Source organism: Arthrobacter sp. D1-17 (assembly GCF_054130535.1).
In genome coordinates, this window is record NZ_CP096382.1 from 406,865 (window position 1) to 430,756 (window position 23,892).

The 23,892-nt window shown below is 62.9% G+C and carries 21 protein-coding genes and 3 pseudogenes; 19 read left to right on the top strand and 5 right to left on the bottom strand.

The features are described 5' to 3' along the window. Positions 1–27 precede the first annotated feature (27 nt). Both M1E01_RS01860 and M1E01_RS01865 read left to right on the top strand, forming a co-directional pair. Positions 28–699: a 3-oxoacid CoA-transferase subunit B gene (locus tag M1E01_RS01860; RefSeq protein WP_457973418.1), complete on the top strand. Its 672-nt coding sequence runs from the start codon at positions 28–30 to the stop codon at positions 697–699. Then, the gene (locus tag M1E01_RS01865; RefSeq protein ID WP_457973419.1) at positions 696–1,865 is read left to right on the top strand and encodes an acetyl-CoA C-acyltransferase; all 1,170 of its coding nucleotides are present in this window, start codon (positions 696–698) and stop codon (positions 1,863–1,865) included. The genes M1E01_RS01860 and M1E01_RS01865 overlap by 4 nt, the downstream gene beginning before the upstream one ends. Positions 1,866–2,375: 510 nt before the next feature. On the opposite strand, the pseudogene M1E01_RS01870 reads toward M1E01_RS01865, so the two are convergent. Continuing rightward, a pseudogene (locus M1E01_RS01870) lies at positions 2,376–2,624 on the bottom strand (metal-sensitive transcriptional regulator); the annotation flags it as partial. A gap of 318 nt (positions 2,625–2,942) precedes the next feature. On the opposite strand from M1E01_RS01870, the gene M1E01_RS01875 reads away from it, so the two are divergent. The 4 genes from M1E01_RS01875 (at position 2,943) to M1E01_RS01890 (ending at position 6,813) form a co-directional block, all read left to right on the top strand. Beyond that, positions 2,943–3,155: a heavy-metal-associated domain-containing protein gene (locus M1E01_RS01875; protein WP_457973420.1), complete on the top strand. Its 213-nt coding sequence runs from the start codon at positions 2,943–2,945 to the stop codon at positions 3,153–3,155. After that, on the top strand, positions 3,152–4,138 hold the full coding sequence (locus tag M1E01_RS01880) for a heavy-metal-associated domain-containing protein (protein ID WP_457973421.1): 987 nt from the start codon (positions 3,152–3,154) through the stop codon (positions 4,136–4,138). Before M1E01_RS01875 ends, M1E01_RS01880 begins: the two co-directional genes overlap by 4 nt. A gap of 65 nt (positions 4,139–4,203) precedes the next feature. Continuing rightward, complete coding sequence (locus M1E01_RS01885; protein ID WP_457973422.1) at positions 4,204–6,516, top strand: heavy metal translocating P-type ATPase; 2,313 nt, start codon at positions 4,204–4,206, stop codon at positions 6,514–6,516. Between the two features lie 33 nt (positions 6,517–6,549). Next, on the top strand, positions 6,550–6,813 hold the full coding sequence (locus M1E01_RS01890; protein WP_457973423.1) for a YHS domain-containing protein: 264 nt from the start codon (positions 6,550–6,552) through the stop codon (positions 6,811–6,813). Between the two features lie 231 nt (positions 6,814–7,044). Here M1E01_RS01890 and M1E01_RS01895 read toward each other — a convergent pair whose 3' ends face one another. Further along, positions 7,045–7,602 carry a CGNR zinc finger domain-containing protein gene (locus tag M1E01_RS01895; RefSeq protein WP_457973424.1) on the bottom strand — a complete coding sequence of 186 codons (558 nt, stop codon included), beginning with the start codon at positions 7,600–7,602 and terminating at the stop codon, positions 7,045–7,047. A gap of 284 nt (positions 7,603–7,886) precedes the next feature. Between M1E01_RS01895 and M1E01_RS01900 the strand changes: the two are divergent. From M1E01_RS01900 to M1E01_RS01925, 6 genes and pseudogenes are all read left to right on the top strand, one after another. Then, a pseudogene (locus tag M1E01_RS01900) lies at positions 7,887–7,997 on the top strand (hypothetical protein); the annotation flags it as partial. Positions 7,998–8,056: 59 nt separating this feature from the next. Further along, positions 8,057–8,563 carry an alpha/beta hydrolase gene (locus M1E01_RS01905; RefSeq protein ID WP_457973425.1) on the top strand — a complete coding sequence of 169 codons (507 nt, stop codon included), beginning with the start codon at positions 8,057–8,059 and terminating at the stop codon, positions 8,561–8,563. A gap of 3 nt (positions 8,564–8,566) precedes the next feature. After that, positions 8,567–8,995, top strand: coding sequence for a DUF6069 family protein (locus M1E01_RS01910; protein ID WP_457973426.1), 429 nt, complete (start codon positions 8,567–8,569; stop codon positions 8,993–8,995). A gap of 32 nt (positions 8,996–9,027) precedes the next feature. Beyond that, positions 9,028–10,449, top strand: a complete 1,422-nt coding sequence (gene merA / locus M1E01_RS01915; RefSeq protein WP_457973427.1) for a mercury(II) reductase — start codon at positions 9,028–9,030, stop codon at positions 10,447–10,449. Positions 10,450–10,676: 227 nt separating this feature from the next. Continuing rightward, complete coding sequence (locus tag M1E01_RS01920; protein WP_457973428.1) at positions 10,677–11,006, top strand: carboxymuconolactone decarboxylase family protein; 330 nt, start codon at positions 10,677–10,679, stop codon at positions 11,004–11,006. An 812-nt stretch (positions 11,007–11,818) separates the two neighbouring features. Next, complete coding sequence (locus M1E01_RS01925) at positions 11,819–13,261, top strand: MFS transporter (protein ID WP_457973429.1); 1,443 nt, start codon at positions 11,819–11,821, stop codon at positions 13,259–13,261. Positions 13,262–13,615: 354 nt separating this feature from the next. Here the strand turns inward: M1E01_RS01925 and M1E01_RS01930 are convergent, their stop codons facing one another. Continuing rightward, complete coding sequence (locus tag M1E01_RS01930) at positions 13,616–14,581, bottom strand: GlxA family transcriptional regulator (RefSeq protein ID WP_457973430.1); 966 nt, start codon at positions 14,579–14,581, stop codon at positions 13,616–13,618. Between the two features lie 138 nt (positions 14,582–14,719). Between M1E01_RS01930 and M1E01_RS01935 the strand changes: the two genes are divergently transcribed. Further along, the gene (locus M1E01_RS01935) at positions 14,720–15,283 is read left to right on the top strand and encodes a cysteine hydrolase family protein (protein ID WP_457973431.1); all 564 of its coding nucleotides are present in this window, start codon (positions 14,720–14,722) and stop codon (positions 15,281–15,283) included. 275 nt (positions 15,284–15,558) lie between these two features. Beyond that, the gene (locus M1E01_RS01940) at positions 15,559–15,768 is read left to right on the top strand and encodes an SMR family transporter (RefSeq protein ID WP_457973432.1); all 210 of its coding nucleotides are present in this window, start codon (positions 15,559–15,561) and stop codon (positions 15,766–15,768) included. Between the two features lie 94 nt (positions 15,769–15,862). On the opposite strand, the gene M1E01_RS01945 is transcribed toward M1E01_RS01940, so the two are convergent. Beyond that, positions 15,863–16,585 carry an IclR family transcriptional regulator gene (locus tag M1E01_RS01945; RefSeq protein WP_457973433.1) on the bottom strand — a complete coding sequence of 241 codons (723 nt, stop codon included), beginning with the start codon at positions 16,583–16,585 and terminating at the stop codon, positions 15,863–15,865. A gap of 20 nt (positions 16,586–16,605) precedes the next feature. Next, positions 16,606–18,075: an APC family permease gene (locus M1E01_RS01950; protein ID WP_457973434.1), complete on the bottom strand. Its 1,470-nt coding sequence runs from the start codon at positions 18,073–18,075 to the stop codon at positions 16,606–16,608. A 433-nt stretch (positions 18,076–18,508) separates the two neighbouring features. On the opposite strand from M1E01_RS01950, the gene exaC reads away from it, so the two are divergent. The 5 genes and pseudogenes from exaC to M1E01_RS01975 all read left to right on the top strand — a co-directional run bounded on the left by exaC (position 18,509) and on the right by M1E01_RS01975 (position 23,802). Continuing rightward, positions 18,509–20,032, top strand: a complete 1,524-nt coding sequence (exaC, locus tag M1E01_RS01955; protein ID WP_457973435.1) for an acetaldehyde dehydrogenase ExaC — start codon at positions 18,509–18,511, stop codon at positions 20,030–20,032. A 123-nt stretch (positions 20,033–20,155) separates the two neighbouring features. Beyond that, positions 20,156–20,581, top strand: a pseudogene (locus M1E01_RS01960) (DUF779 domain-containing protein); the annotation flags it as partial. A gap of 85 nt (positions 20,582–20,666) precedes the next feature. Continuing rightward, positions 20,667–20,843 carry a hypothetical protein gene (locus M1E01_RS01965; protein WP_457973436.1) on the top strand — a complete coding sequence of 59 codons (177 nt, stop codon included), beginning with the start codon at positions 20,667–20,669 and terminating at the stop codon, positions 20,841–20,843. Next, a complete protein-coding gene (locus tag M1E01_RS01970) occupies positions 20,833–21,603 on the top strand; it encodes an enoyl-CoA hydratase/isomerase family protein (protein WP_457973437.1) in 771 nt (256 codons plus the stop codon). Before M1E01_RS01965 ends, M1E01_RS01970 begins: the two co-directional genes overlap by 11 nt. Before the next feature lie 204 nt (positions 21,604–21,807). Then, on the top strand, positions 21,808–23,802 hold the full coding sequence (locus M1E01_RS01975) for a primary-amine oxidase (protein ID WP_457973438.1): 1,995 nt from the start codon (positions 21,808–21,810) through the stop codon (positions 23,800–23,802). Positions 23,803–23,892: the final 90 nt, after the last annotated feature.

A 23,892-nucleotide genomic window follows, 5' to 3' on the forward strand; every position in this document is an offset into this window, starting at 1 on the left:
GCGCCCAACACACTGAAGGAGAAACCCATGGCCTGGACCAGGGATGAAATGGCCGCGATCGCGGCCGAGGAACTGAACGACGGCGACTACGTGAACCTGGGCATCGGCATCCCCACGCTGGTGGCCAACAACCTCCCCGAGGGCGTCCGGGTTGTCCTGCAGAGCGAAAACGGGCTGCTTGGTATGGGCCCCTTCCCGTTCGAGGGCGAGGAGGACGCGGACCTGATCAACGCCGGGAAGCAGACCGTGACCGTGCTGGCCGGCGGCAGCATCTTCGACTCGGCTACGTCCTTCGGCATGATCCGCGGCGGCCACGTCAAGGTAGCCATCCTGGGGGCAATGCAGGTCTCCGGCAACGGGGACCTAGCCAACTGGACCATCCCGGGCAAGATGGTCAAGGGCATGGGCGGTGCCATGGACCTGGTGGCTGGAACACCGCGTGTAGTGGTCCTCACCGAACACAACGCCAAGGACGGCACCCCGAAGATCGTGCGCGAATGCACGCTTCCGCTGACCGGGCTGAGCTGCGTGGACCGGATCATCAGCGACCTTGCCGTCTTCGACCTTGTCAAAAGGGACGACGGCGGGCGGCAGCTCACGCTCACCCGCCTGGCGCCGGGCGTGATGCTGGGCGAGATCCACGACAAAACCGGCACAAAATTCGACATCGCCCTCGAGTGCGAAGGAGCCATCGCATGAGCGTGTGGATAGCGGGTTATGCCCGGACCCCTTTTTCCAAGTTCAACGGACGTTTCGCCTCAGTGCCCGCTACCACTCTGGGTGCGCATGCAATCAGTGCGGCACTCGGCCGTGCCGGCATTCAAACAACAGACGTGCAGTACGTATTTGCTGGACAAGTACTCCAAGGCGGGGCTGGTCAGAACCCTGCGCGACAGTCAGCGGTGGCAGCCGGCATCCCATTGTCGGCGCGGGCAATAACGCTGAATGCGGTGTGTTTGTCTGGCATGGAGGCAGTCGTTTCAGCTGCCCGTTTAATTTCCACGGGTGAGGCAGACGTCGTCGTAGCTCTGGGCCAGGAATCTATGTCATTGGCACCACATGTTTTCCCCGCCCGCAACGGAACTAAGTACGGTTCAATGCAGGTGCTGGACACGCTCGAATACGACGGGCTGACAGATGCGTTCGAACAGCGCTCGATGGGTGAATCAACGGAGGAGGGGAACCTTGAATACGGGCTGGACAGACTCAGCCAAGACGCCTGGGCCGCAGCGTCCCACCAACGGGCCGAGGCAAACTCCGTCTTCCTCGCGGGCGAAATCGAACCCTTCAAATTGGTGACACGGAAGGGTACGACATTGGTGACCGACGATGACGGAGTCCGCTTAGGGACGACGGTTGACTCCCTTGCTCCCCTTCGGCCGGCCTTCGGCGGGGGTGGAACAATCACTGCCGGAAACTCGTCCCAGATCACGGACGGCGCGGCGGCCGTTGTCCTGGTCAGTGATGCCGCGGCCCAGCGACTAAACGTTGCACCGTTGGCCGTTTTTGAGTCGCATGCCTTTGTGGCCGGCCCGGATGTTCGTCTGCATGATCAACCAGCCAATGCAATCATGGCCGCACTCAAAGGGATGGAGGCAGGCGTAGGAGACCTTGCGGCTGTGGAAATCAATGAAGCTTTTGCAGCCGTAGCAGTTCGATCTGTCCAGAAGCTGGGTATTGATGCAGGCATCGTGAATGTCCGTGGCGGTGCCATTGCACTTGGCCATCCGATTGGAGCTTCCGGCGCACGAATCGTTGGCACTCTGGCACGGCAGGTGGCGCAACTGGGGCCTGGGCGTCTGGGGGCCGCCGCTATCTGTGGGGGAGGGGGACAGGGATCCGCGGTCATCCTTCGGTCCGTTTAGGACATGGGCGGAAACAGCGGAAAGTCCAGCGCAATACACTGGGCTTTCCGCTGTTGCAGGGACCTAACAACAACCTGGAGGCTCCCTCCCAGTCCGTGGGTTCGTGCAAAAGTGAGATTTCGGGCAAGCCGGTCCATGTTGGGCACCACCACGGTGTGCACGTCGGGGCGAATCGCAACAGTTCCGTAGCTCTGAGCAGGAAGTGTCCCGGCTCGAGGCAGCCCAGGCAGCAGTCGGTGACGCCACAGCAACTCAGCGGTGAGTACGGCTACAGGATGACACACAAAAAATCTTTGGAGCCATGAAACCTGAACGTTCACCGTCGAGCACATCGACCAAAGCACTTTCGCGGGACACGACAAACTGGCGGTCGGTCCAAGCGGTCACTCGTGAAATGTAAGGCGCGCGGGACGCAGCAGCCAACACGACGCTTAACCCTGCAAAACTTCCCGGCGCTGGCAGCGCCACCGCAACACGCATCCCGACAGTCGGGAGCCGGCGCCGGGAACTGTGCTTCATATGGTCATCGAGTAGTCCCAGGGCGACGCCGCGCAGAGCAGCGGTTAGAGCTGAGATCTGGGTGAGGATGTCGATGCAGTACTGCTCCTCCTCGATCATCCGGTGGATGCCCCGTGCCTGTCCCTCAATCCGTTTCACCCGGGCCAGGTACCGGTCCTTGTCAGTGATGTAGCCATGGGTTGACTCGCCCGCGGTTTCGGGGTCCGGGGTGTCCAGCGGTTGCGTGGTGGAGATGGTCATGTTTTTCCTTGTGGTGTGTCGACTTACGCCGAGGGCTCCCAGCGTGGGGCAGTGTATCCGTACTTCAGCACTTGGGGTTGTGAGGTCTGGGAGCCCTACGGTTGCGGGAATTCATGTTTTTCCTTTATTAGGGATACCCCCTAAGGGTATCCAAGGGGAACGTCGCGATACAAGCCATTTGAAGTCTGAGCATTCCCGCCGCCCTTTCAGCACAGGCGCCCCCTCGACGGGCATTTTGACATGGATACCCATAGGGGGTATATCTATGTCATGTAGTTTGATACCCCACGGGGGTATGCAAGAGGAAGGGATCTAGCCATGACCATCACTGAATACCAAGTGACCGGGATGACCTGCGGGCATTGCGCACTCTCTGTCCGGGAAGAAGTTCAGGAGATTCCCGGGGTCGAATCAATTGAGGTAAGCCACCGGACGGGCAAGTTGACCGTGACCAGCACCGAGCCCTTGGAGCAGGGCGCGGTCATCGCCGCCGTCGAGGAGGCCGGCTACCGGGCGGTGCAGGCAGGATGAACGCTGCCGGACGCCTGGGGGTGTATGCCGCGGGGTTGGCGGTGGTGTTTGCCGGTGCCTTCACTGCGGCGGGAGCAGCCGTACCGGAAGAGACGGTAACGGCATGGACACAGACAGCGGAAGGACATGAAGTGGACCAGCACAACGGCGGACATCAAGCCTCGCCCGCCCAGACTGCCACCCAAGCGGCCGAGTCAATGGTCCCGGGTGTGGCGGTGGAGCAGGACGGTTACCTGCTTCAGGAGGTTTCAGCACCGGGCGCAGTGGGGCAGCCCGGGCGCCTCTCGTTCTCGATCACCGGTCCTGACGGGGCGTCGGTCACCGAATTCGAGACGGAGCACGGAAAGGATCTGCACCTGATCGTGGTGCGCTCCGACGGTACCCGGTACCGGCACGTCCACCCCGTCATGGACGAAGGCGGCCGCTGGTCCCTGCCGTGGCAGTGGGACGCAGCGGGCACCTATCGGATTTATGCCGACGGCATGCCAGCAGGCGCCGGGAAGAGCCTGACGCTGACCCGCACGGTGGATGTGGCGGGGGCGTTTGATCCTGCCGCCCCGGCACCAATGACCACTGACGACGTTGATGGCTTCCGGGTTTCCCTGAACGGTGACCTGTCGGCCGGTGCGGCCTCGGCATTGACGGTGAGCGTCGCCCGTGACGGCAAGCCCGTCACTAACCTGGAACCCTATCTGGGCGCCTACGGCCACCTGGTGGCCTTGCGTTCCGGGGACCTGGCCTACCTGCACGTTCACCCCGAAGGGCCCGAACCGGTCAAGGGCAAGGTTTCAGGACCGGAGGTCCAGTTTGCCGCAACGGCCCCCACTCCGGGGCGCTACTACCTCTACTTCGATTTCCAGGTCGATGGGCAGGTCCACAGCGCCCGGTTCGTCCTCGACACCACCGGATCATCCGCCCACACCGCACCGAATGGCAGCACCGGCACTCCCGGCAGCGCCGATCACGGTCACGGCGGTCACTGAACCCAACCACCACCGATTCGCCCGGCCGCTCCGACAGGGCCGGCAGCGGCAGAAAGAAGCACTCTATGTCTGAATCCTCGGCCCCCTATCAGGTGCTGGGCACCGGCATCGAACTCGAGATCGGGGGCATGACCTGCGCCTCGTGCGCTAACCGGATCGAGAAAAAGCTCAACAAGCTCGAGGGCGTCACCGCCACGGTGAACTACGCCACCGAGAAGGCACGCGTCAACGTCCCGCCCGGGTACGATGCGCAGGCACTCCTCGCGGAGGTCCAGAAGGCCGGCTACACCGCGACCCTGCCCGCCCCGAGGCAGGAACAGGAGATCGAAGCAGCCGACCGGCCCGACAAGGAGCTGCCGGCCCTGAAGCACCGCCTGATCGGCAGTGTCCTGCTGGCCGTCCCGGTGATCGTGCTGGCGATGGTCCCTGCCCTGCAGTTCACCTACTGGCAGTGGCTGTCCCTCGCCCTGGCAGCGCCGGTGATCGTCTGGGCGGGCTGGCCGTTCCACAAGGCAGCGTTCACTAACCTGCGCCAGGGCACCGCGACCATGGACACCCTGGTCTCCATGGGAACGGCCGCGGCGTTCCTGTGGTCGCTCTATGCCCTGTTCTTGGGCACCGCCGGGGCCCGGGGCATGACGCACCCCTTCGAATTGACCGTGGCGTCTACCGATGGTGCAGCGAACATCTACCTTGAGGTCGCCGCCGGGGTTATCATGTTCATCCTGGCCGGCCGGTACTTTGAGAAGCGGTCCAAGCGCCAGGCCGGTGCCGCGTTGCGCGCCCTGCTGGAACTGGGTGCCAAGGACGTAGCCGTTCTGCGGGACGGGGCCGAGACCCGCCTCCCCACCGACCAGCTCACCGTCGGCGACCAGTTTGTGGTCCGCCCGGGGGAGAAGATCGCCACCGACGGGATCGTCGTCAGCGGCCGCAGCGCCGTAGATGAGTCCATGCTCACGGGTGAATCCGTGCCCGTCGAGGTCGGTGAAGGCGACGCGGTGACCGGGGCGACGGTGAACGCCGGCGGCAGGCTGGTGGTTCGCGCCACCCGGATCGGATCCGATACGCAGCTGGCGCAGATGGCCCGGCTCGTGGAAAACGCCCAGTCCGGCAAAGCCGAGGTCCAGCGCATGGCCGACAAGGTCTCCGGGGTGTTCGTGCCCGTCGTCATCGCCATCGCCGTGGCCACGCTCGGCGCTTGGCTCGGCGCGGGATTCCCGGTAACGGCGGCGTTCACCGCGGCCGTGGCCGTGCTCATCATCGCCTGCCCCTGCGCCCTGGGCCTGGCCACCCCGACCGCGCTGCTGGTCGGAACGGGACGCGGCGCGCAGCTCGGCATCCTCATCAAGGGCCCGGAAGTGCTGGAATCCACCCGCAAGGTCGACACCATCGTGCTGGACAAGACCGGCACCGTCACCACCGGCAAAATGTCCCTGCAAGGCGTGCACACCGCACACGGTACCGACAGCGATGAGCTGCTCCGCGTCGCCGGGGCACTGGAGGACGCCTCCGAGCACCCCATCGCCCAGGCCATCGCCCGCGGCGCCACCGAACGCGTCGGCGCCCTGCCAACCCCGGAATCCTTCACCAACCACGAAGGACGCGGCGTACAGGGCATCGTCGACGGCCACCTCGTCGTCGTCGGACGCGACACCCTGCTGACGGAATGGTCCCTGGCCATGCCGGCAGACCTGGCCCGTGCCAAGGCCGACGCGGAAGCCGCAGGGGAGACCGCGGTGGTGGTGGCATGGGACGGCGAAGTCCGCGGCGTGCTCACCGTCGCCGATGCCATTAAGGACACCAGCGCCGAAGCCATTACCCGGTTCCGGTCCCTCGGCCTGACCCCCGTCCTGCTGACCGGTGACAACCGGGCGGTGGCCGAACAGGTCGCCGCGAAGGTCGGCATCGAACGTGTCATCGCCGAAGTCCTGCCCCAGGACAAGGTGGACGTCATCACCCGGCTCCAAAAGGACGGCAAGGTCGTTGCCATGGTCGGCGACGGCGTCAACGACGCCGCCGCACTGGCCCAGGCCGACCTGGGCCTGGCCATGGGCACCGGCACCGATGCAGCCATCCAAGCCGCCGACCTGACCCTGGTCCGCGGGGACCTGCGCGCCGCCGCCGACGCCATCCGGCTGGCCCGCAAGACCCTGGGCACCATCAAAACCAACCTGTTCTGGGCCTTCGCCTACAACGTAGCCGCGGTTCCGCTGGCTGCTCTCGGGCTGCTCAACCCGATGCTCGCCGGTGCGGCGATGGCGTTCTCCAGCGTCTTCGTCGTCAGCAACAGCCTCCGCCTACGCACCTTCACCAGCGAGGCAGCCAGATTCCCACGGGCAACCACCAGCCCGCGGGTGCACCAGCCTCTCGACGCCTAAACCCATCCCACCCGAACCGAAAGGACACCATCCATGGGAGACACCACCGGAAGCTGCTGCGGCGGCAACACGACCAGGAACACCATGCCCCAGGACCTGACCCTGACCGCCCGGCCCGCGCAGACCGATGACACCATCGCCGAATGCCAGGTCATGCCCGGCACGCCCGTGGTCAAGTCCGTCGCCGAAGCAAAAGGCCTCTACCGCGACTACCAAGGCAAGCGCTACTGGCTCTGCTGCCCCGGATGCGGACCGGCCTTCGACGCCGACCCCGCCAGATACGCCAAGGCCGGCTGAACGGGACAGGCACCAGGAGAGGCAGGGGCGGAACCTGATGTCGGCCCCTGCCACACGTTCAGCCCTGCGGTCCTGAGCTGGCAGCGCCCCGACTCACGGCCGCGGAGCTTCAGTGCCAAAGTGAGAGACCATTAGGGACTCACCGCGCCGACATGACCCACTCGAGCAACTGACCCCAAGTGAGGTCATTGCACCGGCCCGTAGGCTGCCCGTGCCCCCACCGGTCCTGGTCTATTCCGCCTTGCGCCGTTGATAGTGACGGGCGACCCGCATCCGATTTCCGCAGCGGCTGGCCGAGCACCAGCGACGACGCGGATTGGACGGGAGGAAGAGCAGGACGCAGTCTTCAGCCTCGCACTGGCGGATCCGGGAAACCGCCGGGTCTGTGAGGAGCTCGACGACGCCTTCGGCCAGCCATGCGCCCAGGCGCTCCGCTGTGGAGCCCAGACGTCGTCGGTTGGCAGTAATCCCGGAGGGGCCATCAGCAACCTCGAGGATGCAGGGAGCCCCACGCAGCACCTGGTTGATGGCGTCCAGGTCCTCCTGGCTGAGCCCGGTTCCGCTCCGGGCGCACTCGATTGCCCGCGCCGAGCGCTCCCGGACGCACCGCACAACGGCCAGCTCCGCACGGCCGATGTTCTCGGAGAGGCCTTCCGGGCAGCGACCGGCCTGTAAGGCAAGCCAAGCGAGCAGATCCTCAGGCGTGACGAGGAAGTCACCCTGCGCGTAACGGGTATTGACCAGGTCCAGAGCCAACGGCTCCCCAACCAGCGGGGCAAGGGCACTCATAGGTCTAATGCTACCCGACGCCGGTTTAGGGGTTAGACTCGTTCCCGTTGCGCAACTAATGCATAAAATACCCAACAAGGAGTTAGCTTTTGTCTTCCCTCTTTCCCCGTGTCGCCTATCGCCATGTTGAACTGGAAAGTGTCCGGGTGTTCTTCCGTGAATCACGCCCAGTCCACGCGGACGCACCGGTGTTGTTGCTCCTACATGGTTTCCCCTCGGGATCCCACTAGTTCCTCCGTCTCATTGACGCGCTGGGCTCGCGCTACCGGGTGATCGCGCCGGATATGCCGGGGTTTGGGCATACCGAGGTCCCGGAAGGTTTCGTGTATTCATTCGACAGCCTCTCGGGAGTCATCGAAAGCTTCGCCCAGCATCTGGGGCTGTCCCGGTTCGCGATGTACGTCTTCGACTTCGGCGCGCCCGTCGGATTCCGTATCGCGGAGCGGCATCCGGAGTGGACACCGGGCTGGTGGTACAGAACGGCAACGCCTACGAGGAAGGCCTGTCAGAGGCGGCCCGCGGGCTCCTCACGCTGGACCCCGGCGACCCCGCCGCCGTGCAGACACTCCAGGACGTCCTCACCCTGCCCGGAACCCGCAGCCAGTACGAAACGGGGGTTGCCGACCCCGGCATGATCGCCCCGGACGGATGGACACTCGACCAGCACTTCCTGGAGCTCCCGGGCCGGAAGGACGCCCAGCTCTCCCTGCTGTTCGACTACCACACGAACATCGCAAGCTATGACCGCTGGCAGGAATGGCTGCGCCGGTACGCTCCGCCAACCCTCATTGTCTGGGGGCGGAACGACCCCTTCTTCATTGAGCCGGGAGCCCGGGCATACCTCCGCGACCTGCCCCGCGCGGAGCTTCATCTTTTCGACACCGGCCACTTCGCCCTCGAGACGCACGTGGTGGAGATCGCACAGCTTATCGACGGTTTTCTCGACCGGTCCTGGAGCTGAAGCATGCATCCCATCATCGATACGCCGCCCGTCCAGCCGACCCTCCGGCGGAGCCCCTGGTCCCTCGTTTTCGGCCTCTGCGCCGCAGCCCTGGCCGGCGTCGGGGCCAACGCGGTGATCGCACTGCTGGCACGCATCACCGGCGTGCCCGGCAACTTCCAGCCCCTTAACCCGCCCTCGTACACGCTCCTGACGGTACTCGGAGTGCTGCTGGGCACCCTGGGTTGGGCCATAACACGCGCGGTTTCGAAAAACCCGCGGAAACTACTCAGCTGGCTCGTGCCGGTGGTCGTCCTGGCCTCCTGCATCCCGGACCTGTTCCTGCTCGAGCAGGGCGGGGCGGCCGGCGTCCTCGCTGCAGCCCTCATGCATGCGGCACCGGCAGCGATTGCCGTCCCGGTCTATAAGCGGCTCCTGCCGCTTCCGTCCTGAACCAGTCCGATACCAACGCATAGGAGACTTCCATGAAGACCCCCATCATAAACCAGATGTACGACCTGGCAGTCGTCGGCGCCGGCTCCGCCGCAAAGGCCGCAGCCACGGAAGCCCGCCGCCGCGGAAAATCCGTCGTTATGATCGAGCGCGGCCATCCCGGCGGCACCTGCCTCAACGTGGGCTGCGTGCCCTCAAAGCACCTCCTGGCAGCTGCGGCGGCCCGCGCAGGAGCCGGCAGCAGCCGATTCCCCGGCATCACCTCCTCCGCCGGCCCTGTGGACCTGGCATCACTGATCAGCGACAAGGACGCATTCATTTCCCAGCTGCGGGAACGCGACCACGTCCGCGCGACAGCACAGGCCGGCATCAGTTTGCGCCGGGGCACCGCATCGTTCATTGGTGCCGACGATACCGGCGTTTCTCTCAGCATCACCGGTGAGGACGGCAGCGTCGGAAAGATCGTTGCCGATCATGTCCTCATCGCGACAGGCGCCCAACCCTTTGTCCCGCCCATTCCAGGGATCCACACAGTTGATTATTTGACCTCCTTGACTTCAATGTCCCTGCACCAGTTGCCCGCATCGCTCGTAGTGGTCGGGGCCAACGCGATCGGACTGGAGCAGGCACAGCTTTTTTCCAGACTGGGCGCCAAGGTCACCGTCATCGAAGTTGCGGACAGGATCGCCCCCTTCGAGGACCCGGCGATTTCTGCCGCGCTGCAGGAGGCTCTCGAGGCGGAAGATATCGAGATACTGACAGCGGCCAACCTGATACAGGTCCAGCCGGACGGCGAAGGTGTCCTCGCCACGGTCGAGTTCAACGCCACCACTATCCACATTTCGGCTGAACGGCTGCTCATCGCCACAGGACGACGCCCCATCACCGATGGGCTGGACCTGGACGCCGTCGGGCTCGCCGTCGGCGCGCGCCGGGAAGTGCCTGTGGACGAGCATCTGCGCACCTCCCACCCGCGCATTTGGGCCGCTGGCGACGTCACGGGACACCCGCAGTTCGTCTACATCGCAGCAACACAGGGCGCCGCCGTCGTGTCCAACGCCTTCGGGGATGCTCCCCAGGCTCTCGACTACACCGTGCTGCCCCGCGTTACCTTTACCTCCCCGGCCGTGGCATCGGTCGGACTGACCCCCGCCCAAGCCGACGCCGCCGGCCGCCCATTCGAGACACGCGAACTGCCGCTCAACTTCGTGCCCCGGGCACTGATCAACCGCAAGACCTCCGGCCTGCTCAAGCTGATCTCAGACCCGGACACCGACCGGCTCCTGGGCGTCCACATGGTCGGGGAGGAAGCAGGAGAGGTCATCACGGCCGCGACGTACGCGCTGTCCGCCGGCCTCACCGTCCAACAGCTCGCAACCACCTGGGCCCCCTTCCTCACCATGGCCGAAGCCCTCCGGATCGCCGCGCAAATGCCCGCCGCAACACAGAACTGAACCTGGCAAGCGTTCAGTTCACTCCCTTGCGCACCAGAGGAACGGGACCAGGCATTCCCCGGTTTACTACTCAGCACTGGATTGACAGTAATACCCCCAGCGTTTGTACACGCGCGGGGGATCTTACGCCTACTGCCCACCTGCCATATGGAGGAGCGGCGCGCGCCGAGGGGAGAAGCTCTCCAACGGCAGTGCGGGAACCGGCCACACGACGAAAGGACGATTAGATGCACGACCACCAGGCAGAAGTACAGTACATGACCGATCTCAAAGAGGGCGCGCCGGAAATGGTCTCCGCGTTCTTCGCGTTCGACAAGGCGGTATTCGACAAGAACACCGGCAACCTCGATCTGGCCACTCGCGAGCTCATCGCAGTGGGCGTAGCTGTCACCACGCAGTGCGCCTACTGCATCGAAGATCACGCCAAACGCGCCATCACCGCAGGAGCCACCAAGACCGACGTTGCAGAAGCCGTTATGGTCGCTGCCGCGCTGCGCGCCGCCGGAGGAGTGACCCACGGATGGAAGGCGATGAAGAGCATCGCCGAGATGGACTAAGCGCCCCGCGAGGGACAGAACCCGTCTGCTCGCACCCAGGGATATGTCCTGCCCGATCCTTAGGTGCAAGGTACGGAATCGCAGACGTTAAACCGGTAGGTATACCTCAAAACAGATTCCCATGGCGGCGATCTTCAACATCCTGCGTAGAGCGGCAGTGATCTTGGTGGCGAGCTCCGGCTCGCCACCAGGTGCGTAGCTACAGACTGGTTCAGGAATTCCGCACTGAGCGACGCGAACTCTGGCGGGGGGGTCGAGAGCAAAGTGACCGGTGTTGAAGAGGCACAGTTCGGCACCGGGCATTTAGCGGAGGTAGGAGCAGGCGCCGGCCTCTGCGGAGAATGGGGTTGTTGCGAACCCAGGCGTGTAACCCGGGGGCTTGCAGGTCAAGCGTCTAGCGTTGGTTGCCGATGCTTCCTGATCACAGTGGCCAAGGATCTCGGAGTCTTTAGCATCGCCAGCGCACTCCCACAATCGATCGCCCCTGCCATCGCTCCTCCCATCTTGCTCTTGGGGGAGGCGACTACTCTGTGCTGTTCATCGTCGCTGGCGCATCAATTCTCCTCGGCGCGGCCACCATCCTCCGCGTTAAGGGCGTCCGGTAGGGGACTGGCCGTACAACACGGTATGGCCGCCTACCGCTTAGCCCCCCGTCTCAAGCACGCTCTGCGCACTTTGACACCTTAGATCATCTGCCGCAGTTGACTCTGGTACCCCCTAGGGGTATAAAGTTAAAACGGAGGATACCCCCTAGGGGTATCTGTCAAGGTATTGGCAACCAGAGCAACCCCACCGGCAACGTAGGAGACGATGTGAGACCCGAAACAGGACAGCGAAGCGGTCTGATACCTCTGCTGGTCATCGCAACTACCCAGATGATGCTGGTACTGGACGACTCGATTGTGAACATCGCGCTACCCAGCATCCAGCGGGAACTGGGCGTGGAAGCCATTCACCTGCCGTGGGTCGTAAACGCCTATATTCTGGCGTTCGGTGCACTTCTCCTGCTGGGCGGGCGCATCGGCGACCTGTGGGGTCGGCGCCGCACCCTGCAGCTCGGGATCGCAATCTTCGTAGTGGCCTCCTTGGCCGGAGGACTCGGGCAGAATACGGAAATGCTCATCATCGCCAGGGCCGCCCAAGGTCTGGGTGCAGCCATGGCGGCCCCCAACGCCCTGGCGCTGATCTCGACCACGTTCCCTGACCGCAAGATGCGCGACAGGGCCTTGTCCCTCTACGGGGCAATGTCCGCCGTCGGCATCGTCATAGGCCTGCTCCTTGGAGGCGTCCTGACGGACACCCTGGGCTGGCGCTGGGTGTTCTTCATCAACATTCCCATCGGTCTGCTCGTTCTCCTGGGCAGCCGAGCCCTCCCAGCCACGGGCGGCCATCAAGGACAGCTCGGCATCCTCGGCGCAGTCCTGGGCACCGGCGGGATGGTCGCGCTCGTGTACGCGATCACAAGGCTCGGAGAGGCCGGATTCACCGACCCAGCGGCATTGGTCCTCTTCGGCGCTGCCGCCGTTCTGCTCCTGGTGTTCACGCTCACCCAAGCGCACAGCAAAAACCCCCTAGTGCCCCTAAGCCTCTTCAGTGACCGAAACCGTGCCGGCGCCTACGGCACAATGCTGCTGCTGGCCATAGGCCCGATGGGCACTTTCTACGTCATCACCCTCTACCTCCAGCAGGTTCAGCACTTCACCCCGCTCCAGACCGGTGCTGCATGGTTGCCGTTCGCCGCGGGACTCATACTGGGCGCCGGTACCGGCCCGAAACTTCTGCTGAAGATAGCACCACGTCTTGTCGCTGCAAAGGGGGCGTCTCTCAGCGCGGTTGCGGCGCTCTGGTTTTCCGCCATCGCCGAGGATGCCAGCTACTGGCTGCACCTGGCACCAGCCATGTTTGTGTTGGCCCTCGGATTCGGCCTCGGCGTCATCGCGCTCACACAAGCGGCCCTCTACCACGTTGACCAGGACAAGGCAGGAATCGCCTCGGCACTGCTCAACTCAGCCCAGCAGATTGGCGTCGCTCTCGGTCTAGCCGTGCTGGCCGCTGTCGCGGCCACCATCTCTGCGCCGCAGGAACACGCGGGCGTCGGCCCCGGGGCAGCTCTCACAGCGGGATACAGTACAGCGTTGCTAGTCGCCGCCGCTATTCTCGTCATCGCCGGGGTACTGGCCCTAACAACACTCAATGGACATCCAACACCCGAAGCCCAAAACTCCGACACAAGCACTGACGAACTAACGGTCTGAGTGCCGCTTCTTTACATAACAGCCCTCGTAGGCAAACCATCCAAAGGCCTTCCCTAGTGCGGCTTCCGGGAAGCGTCCTGCGAGCTGGGAACCAACCAGGGTGCCGGTGATCGCGGGGCGGTCACCCCGAGAGTGATGCAGGCTGACCGGCCGCGTTCCACACGAACCCGGCGCCGCAGCGTACAGGACACCACTGCGGATCCTCGGCCGGGAGCTGCAACAGGGTCACCATGAAGACTGCGGCAGCGGGCGTTGTCGCCTAGAGCGCCGCCTTGGGTTATCCCGCCTGAGGCGGTCATATCGATGCTCAAAGTGTTCGGTTTGGATGGGCAATGGGCTGGGGACTCAGGTGAATCAGCGTGAGGGTCCCTGCTTGAGTCGGGCGTCGAAGTGGCGTCTGTATTCCGTCGGATTGGTGGAAAAGGCTGTTGCGAAGCTTTGTCGGAGGGTCACCGCGCTGCCGAAGCCGCAGTCGGCTGCAACCTGCTCAACGGACAGGTCGGTGGTTTCCAGCAGCCGCCGGGCCGCGTCGAGCCGCTGGGTTCGTATCCAGGCCGACGGCGTCGTCCCTGTTGAAGCCCGGAAGGCGCGCACGAAGGTCCGGCGACTCATGTGCGCTTGGGCGGCGAGGCGATCGATACTGAGGGGCTCACCCAGACGGCCCAAGGCCCATTCGAGCAAGCGCGCGATCGGGTCGTCGGAGGAGCGCGGGGGAACGGGGTGTTCGATGTACTGGGCCTGTCCGCCTTCGCGGTGCGGGGCGATGACGAGACTGCGTGCTACCTTGTTCGCCGCGTCCGCCCCGAGGCGGGTCCGCACGAGATGCAGGCAGGCATCCAGTGCCGATGCCGTGCCGGCCGAGGTCAGTACGTCACCATGATCGATGTAGAGCACGGTTTTATCCAGGGAAACATCGGGGTGCCGGAGAGCGAGGGAATCGAAGGCTTGCCAGTGCGTGACTGCCCGGCGTCCGGAAAGCAGTCCAGCATCTGCAACGGGGATGGCGCCAAGACAGAGCCCCAGGACAGCCGCGCCCCGCTGGTGTGCCTGTTGAAGCACCAGGCGCAGTGATTCGCCGGGAGCGCGTCCGTCATCGAACCATGAGGGCACCACGACGACATCCGCCTCTTCCGCGGCTTTGGGTCCTTGCACCTCTCCCAGCAGATAGCCCTCTGTCGTTCGAACCTGGCCGGCCTGGTCGGAGAAAAGAACGGTCTTCCATTCAGCGAGTCCCTGGCGCGTGACCTCGTCGAACACCATCTGCGGAACAGCAAGGTGAAACATCGTCGCGTCATCGAAGGCATACACCGCTATCCGCATTAGGGCCCCTCCTTCATAGTTTGGCCTGAATCAATCGTACACAGGCATGTGTGCCACTGGTGGACGATGGCTGCAGCGCGAAAGATGGAAGGGCTGCCATTAGGCGGCGGCCAGCGAACCACTATCCGGGAGAACATCATGAGCACCCCTCGTCGCGCCCTTATTCTCATCGACGTCCAGCAGCAGTACTTCGATGGACCCTTCGAGATCCAGTACCCGCCGCACCAGGAGTCCCTGCCGGTGATCGCGCGGGCTGTGGACGCTGCGGCCGCCGCCGGCATCCCCGTTGTGGCCGTACAGCACAGTGCAGGCGAAGGGGCACCGGTCTTCGCACCGGGCACACCCGGCTTTGACCTTCACCTCGAGATCGAATGCCGCAGGACCGATGCATGGAAGGGTCTCGTCAAGCAGTACGGCTCCGTCTACGCAAACACTGACCTCGCCGGTTGGCTGCGCCAGCAGGACATCGACACCGTCACCCTCGTCGGCTACATGAACAACAACTGCATCCTCGCCTCAGCCGTGGAAGCCGAATTCCTCGGCTTCACCACCGAAGTTCTCTCAGACGCCACCGGGGGCGATCAACCTCGCCAACGACGCAGGTTTCGCCGACGCAAAAACAGTGCACACCACCCTGCTCGCACTGCTGAACTCAAACTGGGCCGCCGTCAGCACCACCGACGCCTGGACCGCTGCCCTTAAAGCTCAGCAGGCTCTGGAAAAGAGTGATCTTGGAAGCTCCGCAATAGCCGGCGCCGCACGCCTGACGCGGGCATAACCGGCTGTCTCGGCTCCTCCATTGGGGGAGCCGAGACTGCGGCTGTCACCGGCCACCGAAGCCACCATCCTTGCAACCCATGGTGCTGTTGCAACGCTCCCGCTAAGGCGCAGCAATCGCTGCCAGGCCCATAAACCCCAGCGACTTCCGAGGACCAAATGCATGAAGTGGATACTTAGCCGGCCCGATCACCAGCGAAGTGGCGGCGCCCCTCTCGCTGAATGATCCGGCTTTCTTCATCATCGTGGTGGCCGGATACATCGCCTCTTTCGCTTTCCTTGCAGGAGTCCTCCGGGCTGGCCTGGCCTTGGGGGTTGCCTACGGTATCTGGGCCGCTCTCGGAGTGATTCTCACACCTGCCCCCGGGTCACCGCCGCCGACACTATGCACAGGCTCGCCGCCCCCTTAGCCTGGCTGTCGCCTCGCCGCCCCATAGGGCAAGGTTTCGGAGGAGCACGGATCGGAATGGGAAGCAGCTCAAATTACCGCCAGCATTCCTGAGGTCAGAATAGGAGGGGAGCCAGCCGCGTGGCTGCCTGCTGCGCCGATGTGACGTGCGCCCTGATCGCGTCCAATCGTTCCGATGTACCGCCAAGGCATAATGCGCCTCCTGGTGGTGAACCCGGTAAGGCTATGGGAACTGCAAGACAGCAACGACCTTCCTCCAGTTCATCGACCTGCATCGCGTAGCCCCTCTTGTTGACTTCCTCAAGGTCGCCTTCCAGGGACGCGAGGTTCGTGATCGTTTTGGGCGTCAATTTCTTGAGTGAACCCTCGGGAAGAACCGTCAACAGATCTTCAAGTTGCGAAAGAAACAATTTGCCTGCGGCCGACGCGTGGAGATATCGCGTCATCTCAGCCTCAGAACGCGGAGGATGGTCAGGATCAGAATCGGCGATTTTAATGCACGCAAGTTGAAACACAACTAGGTGAACGGCAAATCGTGTTTGCCCTCGAAATTCTTCTAGGACACCGCGGGCCGATGTTGGAACTGATGGGACCGCACTTGCAGAGATCAAGCCGGTAATTGCGTGCCCTAAAGCGAAGCCGCGCAAATCGGCCGTTCTTGCCAGGTATTCGTCTCCGACAAGCGCATTGAGCAGCCGATAAGCGGTAGCTGGTGGCATCGATAACGCATCAGTAATATCTTTAGCGGTTGTACCGGGACCTAGGCGGGCAATTGTTTCAAGAATCCGCAGCGAGTTTACTGTTGCACTTGATTGCAAGCGCTCTGATCTCCCGAGATTCACGCTTTCCGCCCGGAGTTCGCCGAGTAGTGAAGATCGGATTCCCTTGTTTCATCGTATATACCGACCTCATCCATGAGAGCGGGGGAGCGCCACCGGAGAAACTTGGCATAGAGGACGCTGAGGGTGACAAGGGAGCCATAAACGCCCGCCTGGATGTTGCCTTCCTGAGCTGAAAGCGAAACCGCATTCCAGACCACGAAAGCTACGACGCCAACCGTCAACCCTCCCAGAGCCCAGGAAAGCCAGGTTCCTTCCCCGATCCGCCTCAGGAAAAAGGGCAGGGATGCGCATGCCAGAACGTAAGCACCGAGATAGCCGTAGGCGGCCAAGGTGAAGAGGTGGGTGAGCCCCTTTTCGGGTGATACGCCGGACAGGACCATGACGATGGGTACGGCGGTAATAATGGGCATGGCCGTCAAAATCGCCGCCCACGGCGTTCTAAAGGTTGGATGAGCGTGCCCAATTATTGCTGGTGCAACGCCCTCCCTTCCCATGCAAAAAAGAGTTCTGGCCAGCGCGTTGACTGAGGCAACAGCACAGGCAAAAAAAGATCCGGCGATTCCGACATCCAGCATGACCGCCATGAGGGCCGAAGTCTTGAAGTAGAACATGTCAGATAGCGGCGTTGGGCTTGATGCGATGAAACCGGGTGCGTCCTTCAGTGCGATGTCCTGTCCCGTTACCGCAAGAAGGTAGAGCACCCCGGTGACTATCGGAGTCCAACGGATCGTGCGCGGGATGTTGATAAAGGGCCGCTGCGCCTCTCCTCCCAAAGTCGTTGAGCTTTCGAAACCGACAAAAGCGCTAACCGCCACAACCACCCCGAGGGAGAGCGAACCAATATTTCCCTTCAGTGCAATGAGCGAACCGAGGTCCACATGTGGTCGGGCCAGTACGAAATAGGCCGTAAGCAAAGAGGCCAGCAACAGGATCGAAACGCACTCCACCAGGAGGGTCACCTTTGCTGATATGCGGATGCCGCGGACCATGAAGAAACCCGCCAGGGCAGCGGCAGCAATGATGATCAAGGTTACGACCAGGGTTCCGCCGCCGGCGGAACCCCACAGACTCTCCACAATTTTGGCCCCGTATGTCCCGGCGGCCAGCAGGCTCGCCATCGCGATCAGACCATAGCCGAAGATCATCGACCACCCCGCAGTGATGGCGGCGCTGGGGCCGAGCCCCTTTGCTGTGTAGCTGTACAGGCCACTGACAGCTGCCATTCTTTGCGCCATCGGGCGCAGACAGGACGAGACCAGCAGCATCACTGCCATAGCGATCAGGAAGGACATGACGAGGTTGGTGCCCGTAGCGCCGAACACCAGAGCAGGAACAACCGACATACCGCCGGCTGGAGCAACCGCCGCCACCGCTTGCGCGAAGACGGGTATAAACGGCAGCTTCCGGCGACTGAGCCCGGCGACGGGCGAATGGGCGGATATCAAGCGTTTGCGAGGAACGGACACGGCTTCTGACTCTCAATGCAAAGGGGCTGTCCATCCCGTCACTGCGGCGGTAAGGCATAGGCCCGAGATTGATTGACCATAACACTTTGCCGTGGTGGTGCCCGAGGAGGGCATTAGATTTCCAGCATGCTTCGGCTATGTTTCAGGCATGTTAACTAGCATGGGAGAATTTGCAGGCAAATTTCCCATATGAATTTTCAAGAAACATCTCGTTTTAGTGCTTGCGCGCGGGTACCTTGGTTTGTAGCCGACATCGGGAGACGAAGATCACATCCCTGTGATGAGGCTGCGGAACCACCCGAATGTGAGTTATTTCGGAAGACCGCCAGGAAATATTTAGTCCTATTCCTCGTGCCGGAATTACATTTGTCTGCCCAAACAACTGCGCAAGTTCCTCGACGGCGAGGAATTCAGGAAATTAAGGAGAACAACAATGACTGTTTACGCACAGCCCGGTACCGAGGGTTCGAAGGTCGTCTTCAAAAACCGCTACGAGAACTGGATCGGTGGCGAATGGGTGGCCCCCGTCAAGGGCCAGTACTTCGAAAACATCACCCCCGTCACCGGTAAGGCCTTCTGTGAGGTAGCCAGGAGCACGGTCGAGGACATCGATCTGGCCCTGGATGCCGCGCATAAAGCCGCGCCTGCCTGGGGTAAAGCATCGGCGGCCGAGCGCGCTGCGGTACTGAACAAGGTGGCCGACCGGATTGAGCAGAACCTGGAGCTGCTGGCCGTGGCCGAGACCTGGGACAACGGCAAGCCGGTGCGCGAGTCACTCGCGGCGGACATCCCGTTGGTAGCAGACCATTTCCGCTACTTCGCCTCAGCCATTCGCGCGCAGGAAGGCCGCCTGTCACAGCTCGACGACAACACCACCGCCTACCACTACCACGAGCCGCTCGGGGTAGTGGGACTAATCGTTCCGTGGAACTTCCCGATACTGATGGCCGTCTGGAAGCTCGCCCCCGCTTTGGCTGCGGGTAACGCCGTGGTCCTCAAGCCGGCCGAACAGACCCCGGCATCGATCCTGGTGCTGATGGAGCTGCTGGCCGACATCCTGCCCGCGGGCGTGGTCAACGTCGTCAACGGCTTCGGTGTCGAAGCCGGCAAGCCACTCGCGTCCAGCCCGCGGATCCGCAAGATCGCCTTCACCGGCGAGACAACCACGGGCCGTCTGATCAGCCAGTACGCCAGCCAGAACCTCATCCCGGTCACGCTCGAACTCGGCGGTAAGAGCCCCAACCTCTTCTTCAACGACGTCGCCGACTCCAGCGACGCCTTTTACGACAAGGCGCTCGAAGGCTTCACCCTCTTCGCCTTAAACCAGGGCGAGGTCTGCACCGCCCCGTCCCGCGCACTCGTCCAGGAGGACATCTACGAGTCCTTCATGGCCGACGCCGTGGCACGGGTAGAGACAATCATTCAGGGCAACCCGCTGGACACCGAAACCCAGCTCGGAGCCCAGGCCTCCAACGACCAGCTCGAAAAGATCCTCTCCTACATCGACATCGGCAAGCAGGAAGGCGCCAAACTGCTCACCGGCGGCGCCCGCGCCCAGCTCCCCGGCGACCTCGCCGGCGGCTACTACGTCCAGCCCACGGTCTTTGAAGGCCACAACAAGATGCGGATCTTCCAAGAGGAAATCTTCGGACCTGTCCTCTCGGTCGCAAAGTTCAGCGACTACAACGACGCCATGGAGATCGCGAACGACACCCTCTACGGACTCGGCGCCGGCGTCTGGTCACGCAACGGCAACATCGCCTACCGCGCCGGCCGCGAAATCCAGGCCGGCCGCGTCTGGGTCAACAACTACCACGCCTACCCGGCCGGCGCCGCCTTCGGCGGCTACAAGTCCTCCGGCATCGGACGCGAAAACCACGCCATGATGCTGGACCACTACCAGCAGACCAAGAACCTGCTGGTCAGCTACAACGAAAACAAACTCGGCTTCTTCTAAGCGACCGGGGGGCTGTGCGGCAGGGCTGACGTGTTCGTCCTCTCGCCCCAACCTCTACGCCTCCGAAGTCATTCGCCCAACACTGCAGGACGTGCCTGGACGGTTCTACCTGAGGAGTTCCTCATGACAAAAGCTCGCCTTGACGCCGCGGTAACACTCCCTGGCGAGGATTTCTCCAGAGTTGCGCTGACATCGGATGCAGTGGAGTTACTGAGAAAACTTTGGGCGAGGCATGGAGCGTTGATGTTCCACCAGTCCGGTGGCTGCTGCGATGGATCGGCTCCCATGTGCTATCCCGCAGGTGAATTTCAGACCGGAGCGGCCGACGTCCTGCTGGGACGATTCAACATTGCCCCCGCTGAAGCTGAGAGCGACGGCGCTGACACTGAACACCAGCCAGTGGATTTTTGGATCTCCCGAGAGCAGTTCGGCTACTGGAGCCATACCCATCTGACGGTGGACGTGGTGCAGGGCAGAGGGAGCGGGTTTTCACTGGAATCACCCGACGGAGTGCGCTTCCTCATCCGTTCCACACTCATGAACTGGCCCGCCTTGACAGCACTGCCAGCTGCACAGGCAGCCGCACTCCCCAACCCAACGGACCATCAATTCGGAATTGAGCACGGGGAATGACATGACCCTCACTAGTGAAGCCCAGACTTTCATCAGAACAGTCCATCCTTTGAACCTGCTTTACCAGGACGAAATCCTGCCCGTCCTGCACGAAGGACATGATGCTGCCGAACATTCCGACTTGTCAGCCTTTGAACATCGCGAACCATCCAAGGAAGCAAAGCCCGATGACTTTTGAAAACCTCCAGTTCCGGTGCAACGGCGGAGTTGCCTGGATCATGCTGGACCGACCCGCTGCTGCCAACGCACTGAGCATCGCCCTCGCCGAAGAGTTCTGCGCGGCAGTAGACCGCGCAGAAAACAACCCTGACGTTCATGTGGTCGTTCTCCAGGGTGCCGGTAAGTTCTTCTGCGCAGGCGGCGACGTGGCGGCCATGGCCGAGGCTGAGGACCCCGCCGAATTCCTTCGCATTCTGGCCGGAAAGATGAGCGAAGGGCTGCTCGCCTTGGCCCGGTCCCGGCTGGTGACGATTGCAGCCGTGCATGGGGCAGCCGCAGGGGCAGGGCTCGCCCTGGTCCTGAACTCCGATCTGGTCCTGGCCTCCTCAAACGCGTCCTTCCAAAGTGCCTATGCCAAGGTGGGGCTTACCCCTGACTGCGGCGTCTCATACCTGCTGCCCCAAGCGGTAGGTCCGCGCCGGGCAGCCGAGATCTGCCTGTCGGGCCGGGTAGTTACGGCACCCGAGGCACTCCAGTGGGGTCTGGTCAATGAGGTCGTGGACGAATTCGCACTTCAGCTCCGGACCGAAGACCTGGCCCTCCGCCTCGCCGGCTCTGCCGCCCAGACGCTGGGGCCGACCAAACGCCTGCTAACCACGGCCGCTGTCGCCGCCTACAGCAAACATCTGGACGATGAAGTGGCGACCATTTCAACCATTGTCGCCCACGAGAACACCAGGAACCGCATAGCCTCCTTTGCGGGCCGCAGCAAAGCCTGAGGATGAGCATGAATATCTCATCCAGCCCTACAGCAAGTGCACGGAAGCCTCCGCCGGGAAAACTCACAGAGTAGCTGCGACGCTGCCCTGATCGCGGATTCGTCCAGTCAGGCCCATGCATAGGCAGAAGGACGCGCTGGCCTCACCGTCCAAATCGAAGTAATTTCTCCGTCAGCATCACTACAACCAGAAAGAAGGACTTCCATGACCATCCCCGTTGTTGAAAGTTCCGCTCATCACCCAGGTCATCCTGCCCAGTCTCCGTTAGCACCACTGTCGGATCTGACAGCCGACGAGTTTGTCAAGATTCGGGAGATCATTTCGGCCGAACCTACCTTCACACTCACCACCCGTTTTGCCTATGTGGGGTTGGAGGAACCCCACAAGCGGGAAGTCCTTGCCTACAAAGAAGGTGCCGGACCCCGACCGGAACGCCGGGCCCGGGTGATGTTGCTGGACATGGCCACCGGTGCTTCCACGGACAACATCGTCTCCCTGGACCAGGCCCGGGTGTTGACCTCCGTGGCCATCGACCCAGCCGAGGGCCAAACCCCCATCCTGCTGGAGGAGTTCGATGCCATTGCCGGGATCTGCGCCGAAGACCCGCGCTGGGTGCAGTCCCTAGCTGACCGGGGAACGGAGCCGCAGAAGGTCGTATGCATTCCGTTGTCCGCCGGCTCCTACGGCTTCGAGGAGGAAGCAGGGCGTCGCATCGTGCGAGTGCTGGCCTTCCGCCAGGACTATCCCGAAGACCATCCATGGGCACACCCGCTGGAAGGGCTCTGCGCTTATGTTGACACCATCGGCCGCAAAATCACCCGCCTCATCGATACCGGGGCCGTGCCGGTTCCGGCCGAGTCCGGCAACTTTGATGACCCCGCCGTGCAGGGCGAACCGCTAAGCACACTCAAGCCCATAGAAATCACCCAGCCCGAAGGCCCCAGCTTCACTGTTGAAGAGCGGTCGGTCACCTGGGCTAACTGGAAATTCGACATCGGCTTCGATGCCCGCGAAGGCCTGATCCTGCGCAATCTGTCCTTCACTGACGGGGGCGAGGAACGGCCGGTCATGTATCGGGGCTCCATCGCGGAAATGGTCGTGCCGTACGGGGACCCTTCCCCCATCCGGTTCTGGCAAAACTACTTTGACCTTGGCGAGTACCTCTTCGGCCGCTTCACAAACTCACTGGAACTGGGCTGCGACTGTGTAGGTGAAATCCAGTACTTCGACGCTGTCCTCAGCGACGAACTAGGAACGCCCTTCACCATCAAAAACGGCATCTGCATGCACGAAGAGGACTTCGGAACCCTCTGGAAGCATAGCGATATGTTCACCAACTCCAGCGAGGTACGGCGCTCCCGCCGTCTGGTGATCAGCAGCTTCACCACCGTAGGTAACTACGACTACGGGTTCTACTGGTACCTCTACCTCGACGGGACCATCGAGCTGGAAGCCAAACTCACCGGCATCCTCTTCACCTCCGGTTACGCCGAGGCCGACGCCCCGTTCACTTCCGAGGTCGCCCCCGGACTGGGCGCCCCCTATCACCAGCATCTCTTCAGCGCCCGACTGGACATGATGGTGGACGGCGTAAAAAACGCCGTCGATGAAGTCGATGCCGTGCGCTTGCCGTTCAGCGACACCAACGACCGGGGAGAGGCCTTCACCAAGTCGGTAACCCGGCTGGCCACAGAACAAACAGCGGCCCGTGAAGCCAAAGGATCAGTAGGCCGCGCCTGGCACATCGTGAACACTGAGAAGACAAACCGACTGGGCCAGCCCACCGGATACGTCCTTTATCCCGGCGACCAGCCCACCCTCATGGCCGACCCGGCATCCTCGCTTGCCGCCCGCGCCGCATTCGCCACCAAGCACCTGTGGGTTACCCAGTACGACCCGACCGAGCGCTACGCTGCCGGAGACTTCGTCCACCAGAGCACCGGCGGCGGTGGTTTGCCGGCCTTCACCGCTGAGGACAAGTCCGTGGACGGCGAAGACATCGTGCTGTGGCACACCTTCGGACCCACCCACTTCCCGCGGCCCGAGGACTGGCCGGTTATGCCAACCGACTACGCCAAGTTCAGCCTCAAACCCTACGGCTTCTTTGGTAAGAACCCGGCGCTGAACGTCCCGCCGAACCAGGCCGCAGGGCACTGCGCCAACCCCACGGCCGGCGAGGCCCACGGGTGCCATGGTTAACGATGGTTGAAGCCCTCCACCTGGGGACTGTCGGACTGGCCGCGGTCGGCACATCCTGTGCGGCCGCGGCCAAAGGCCGGGGGAAAGCTC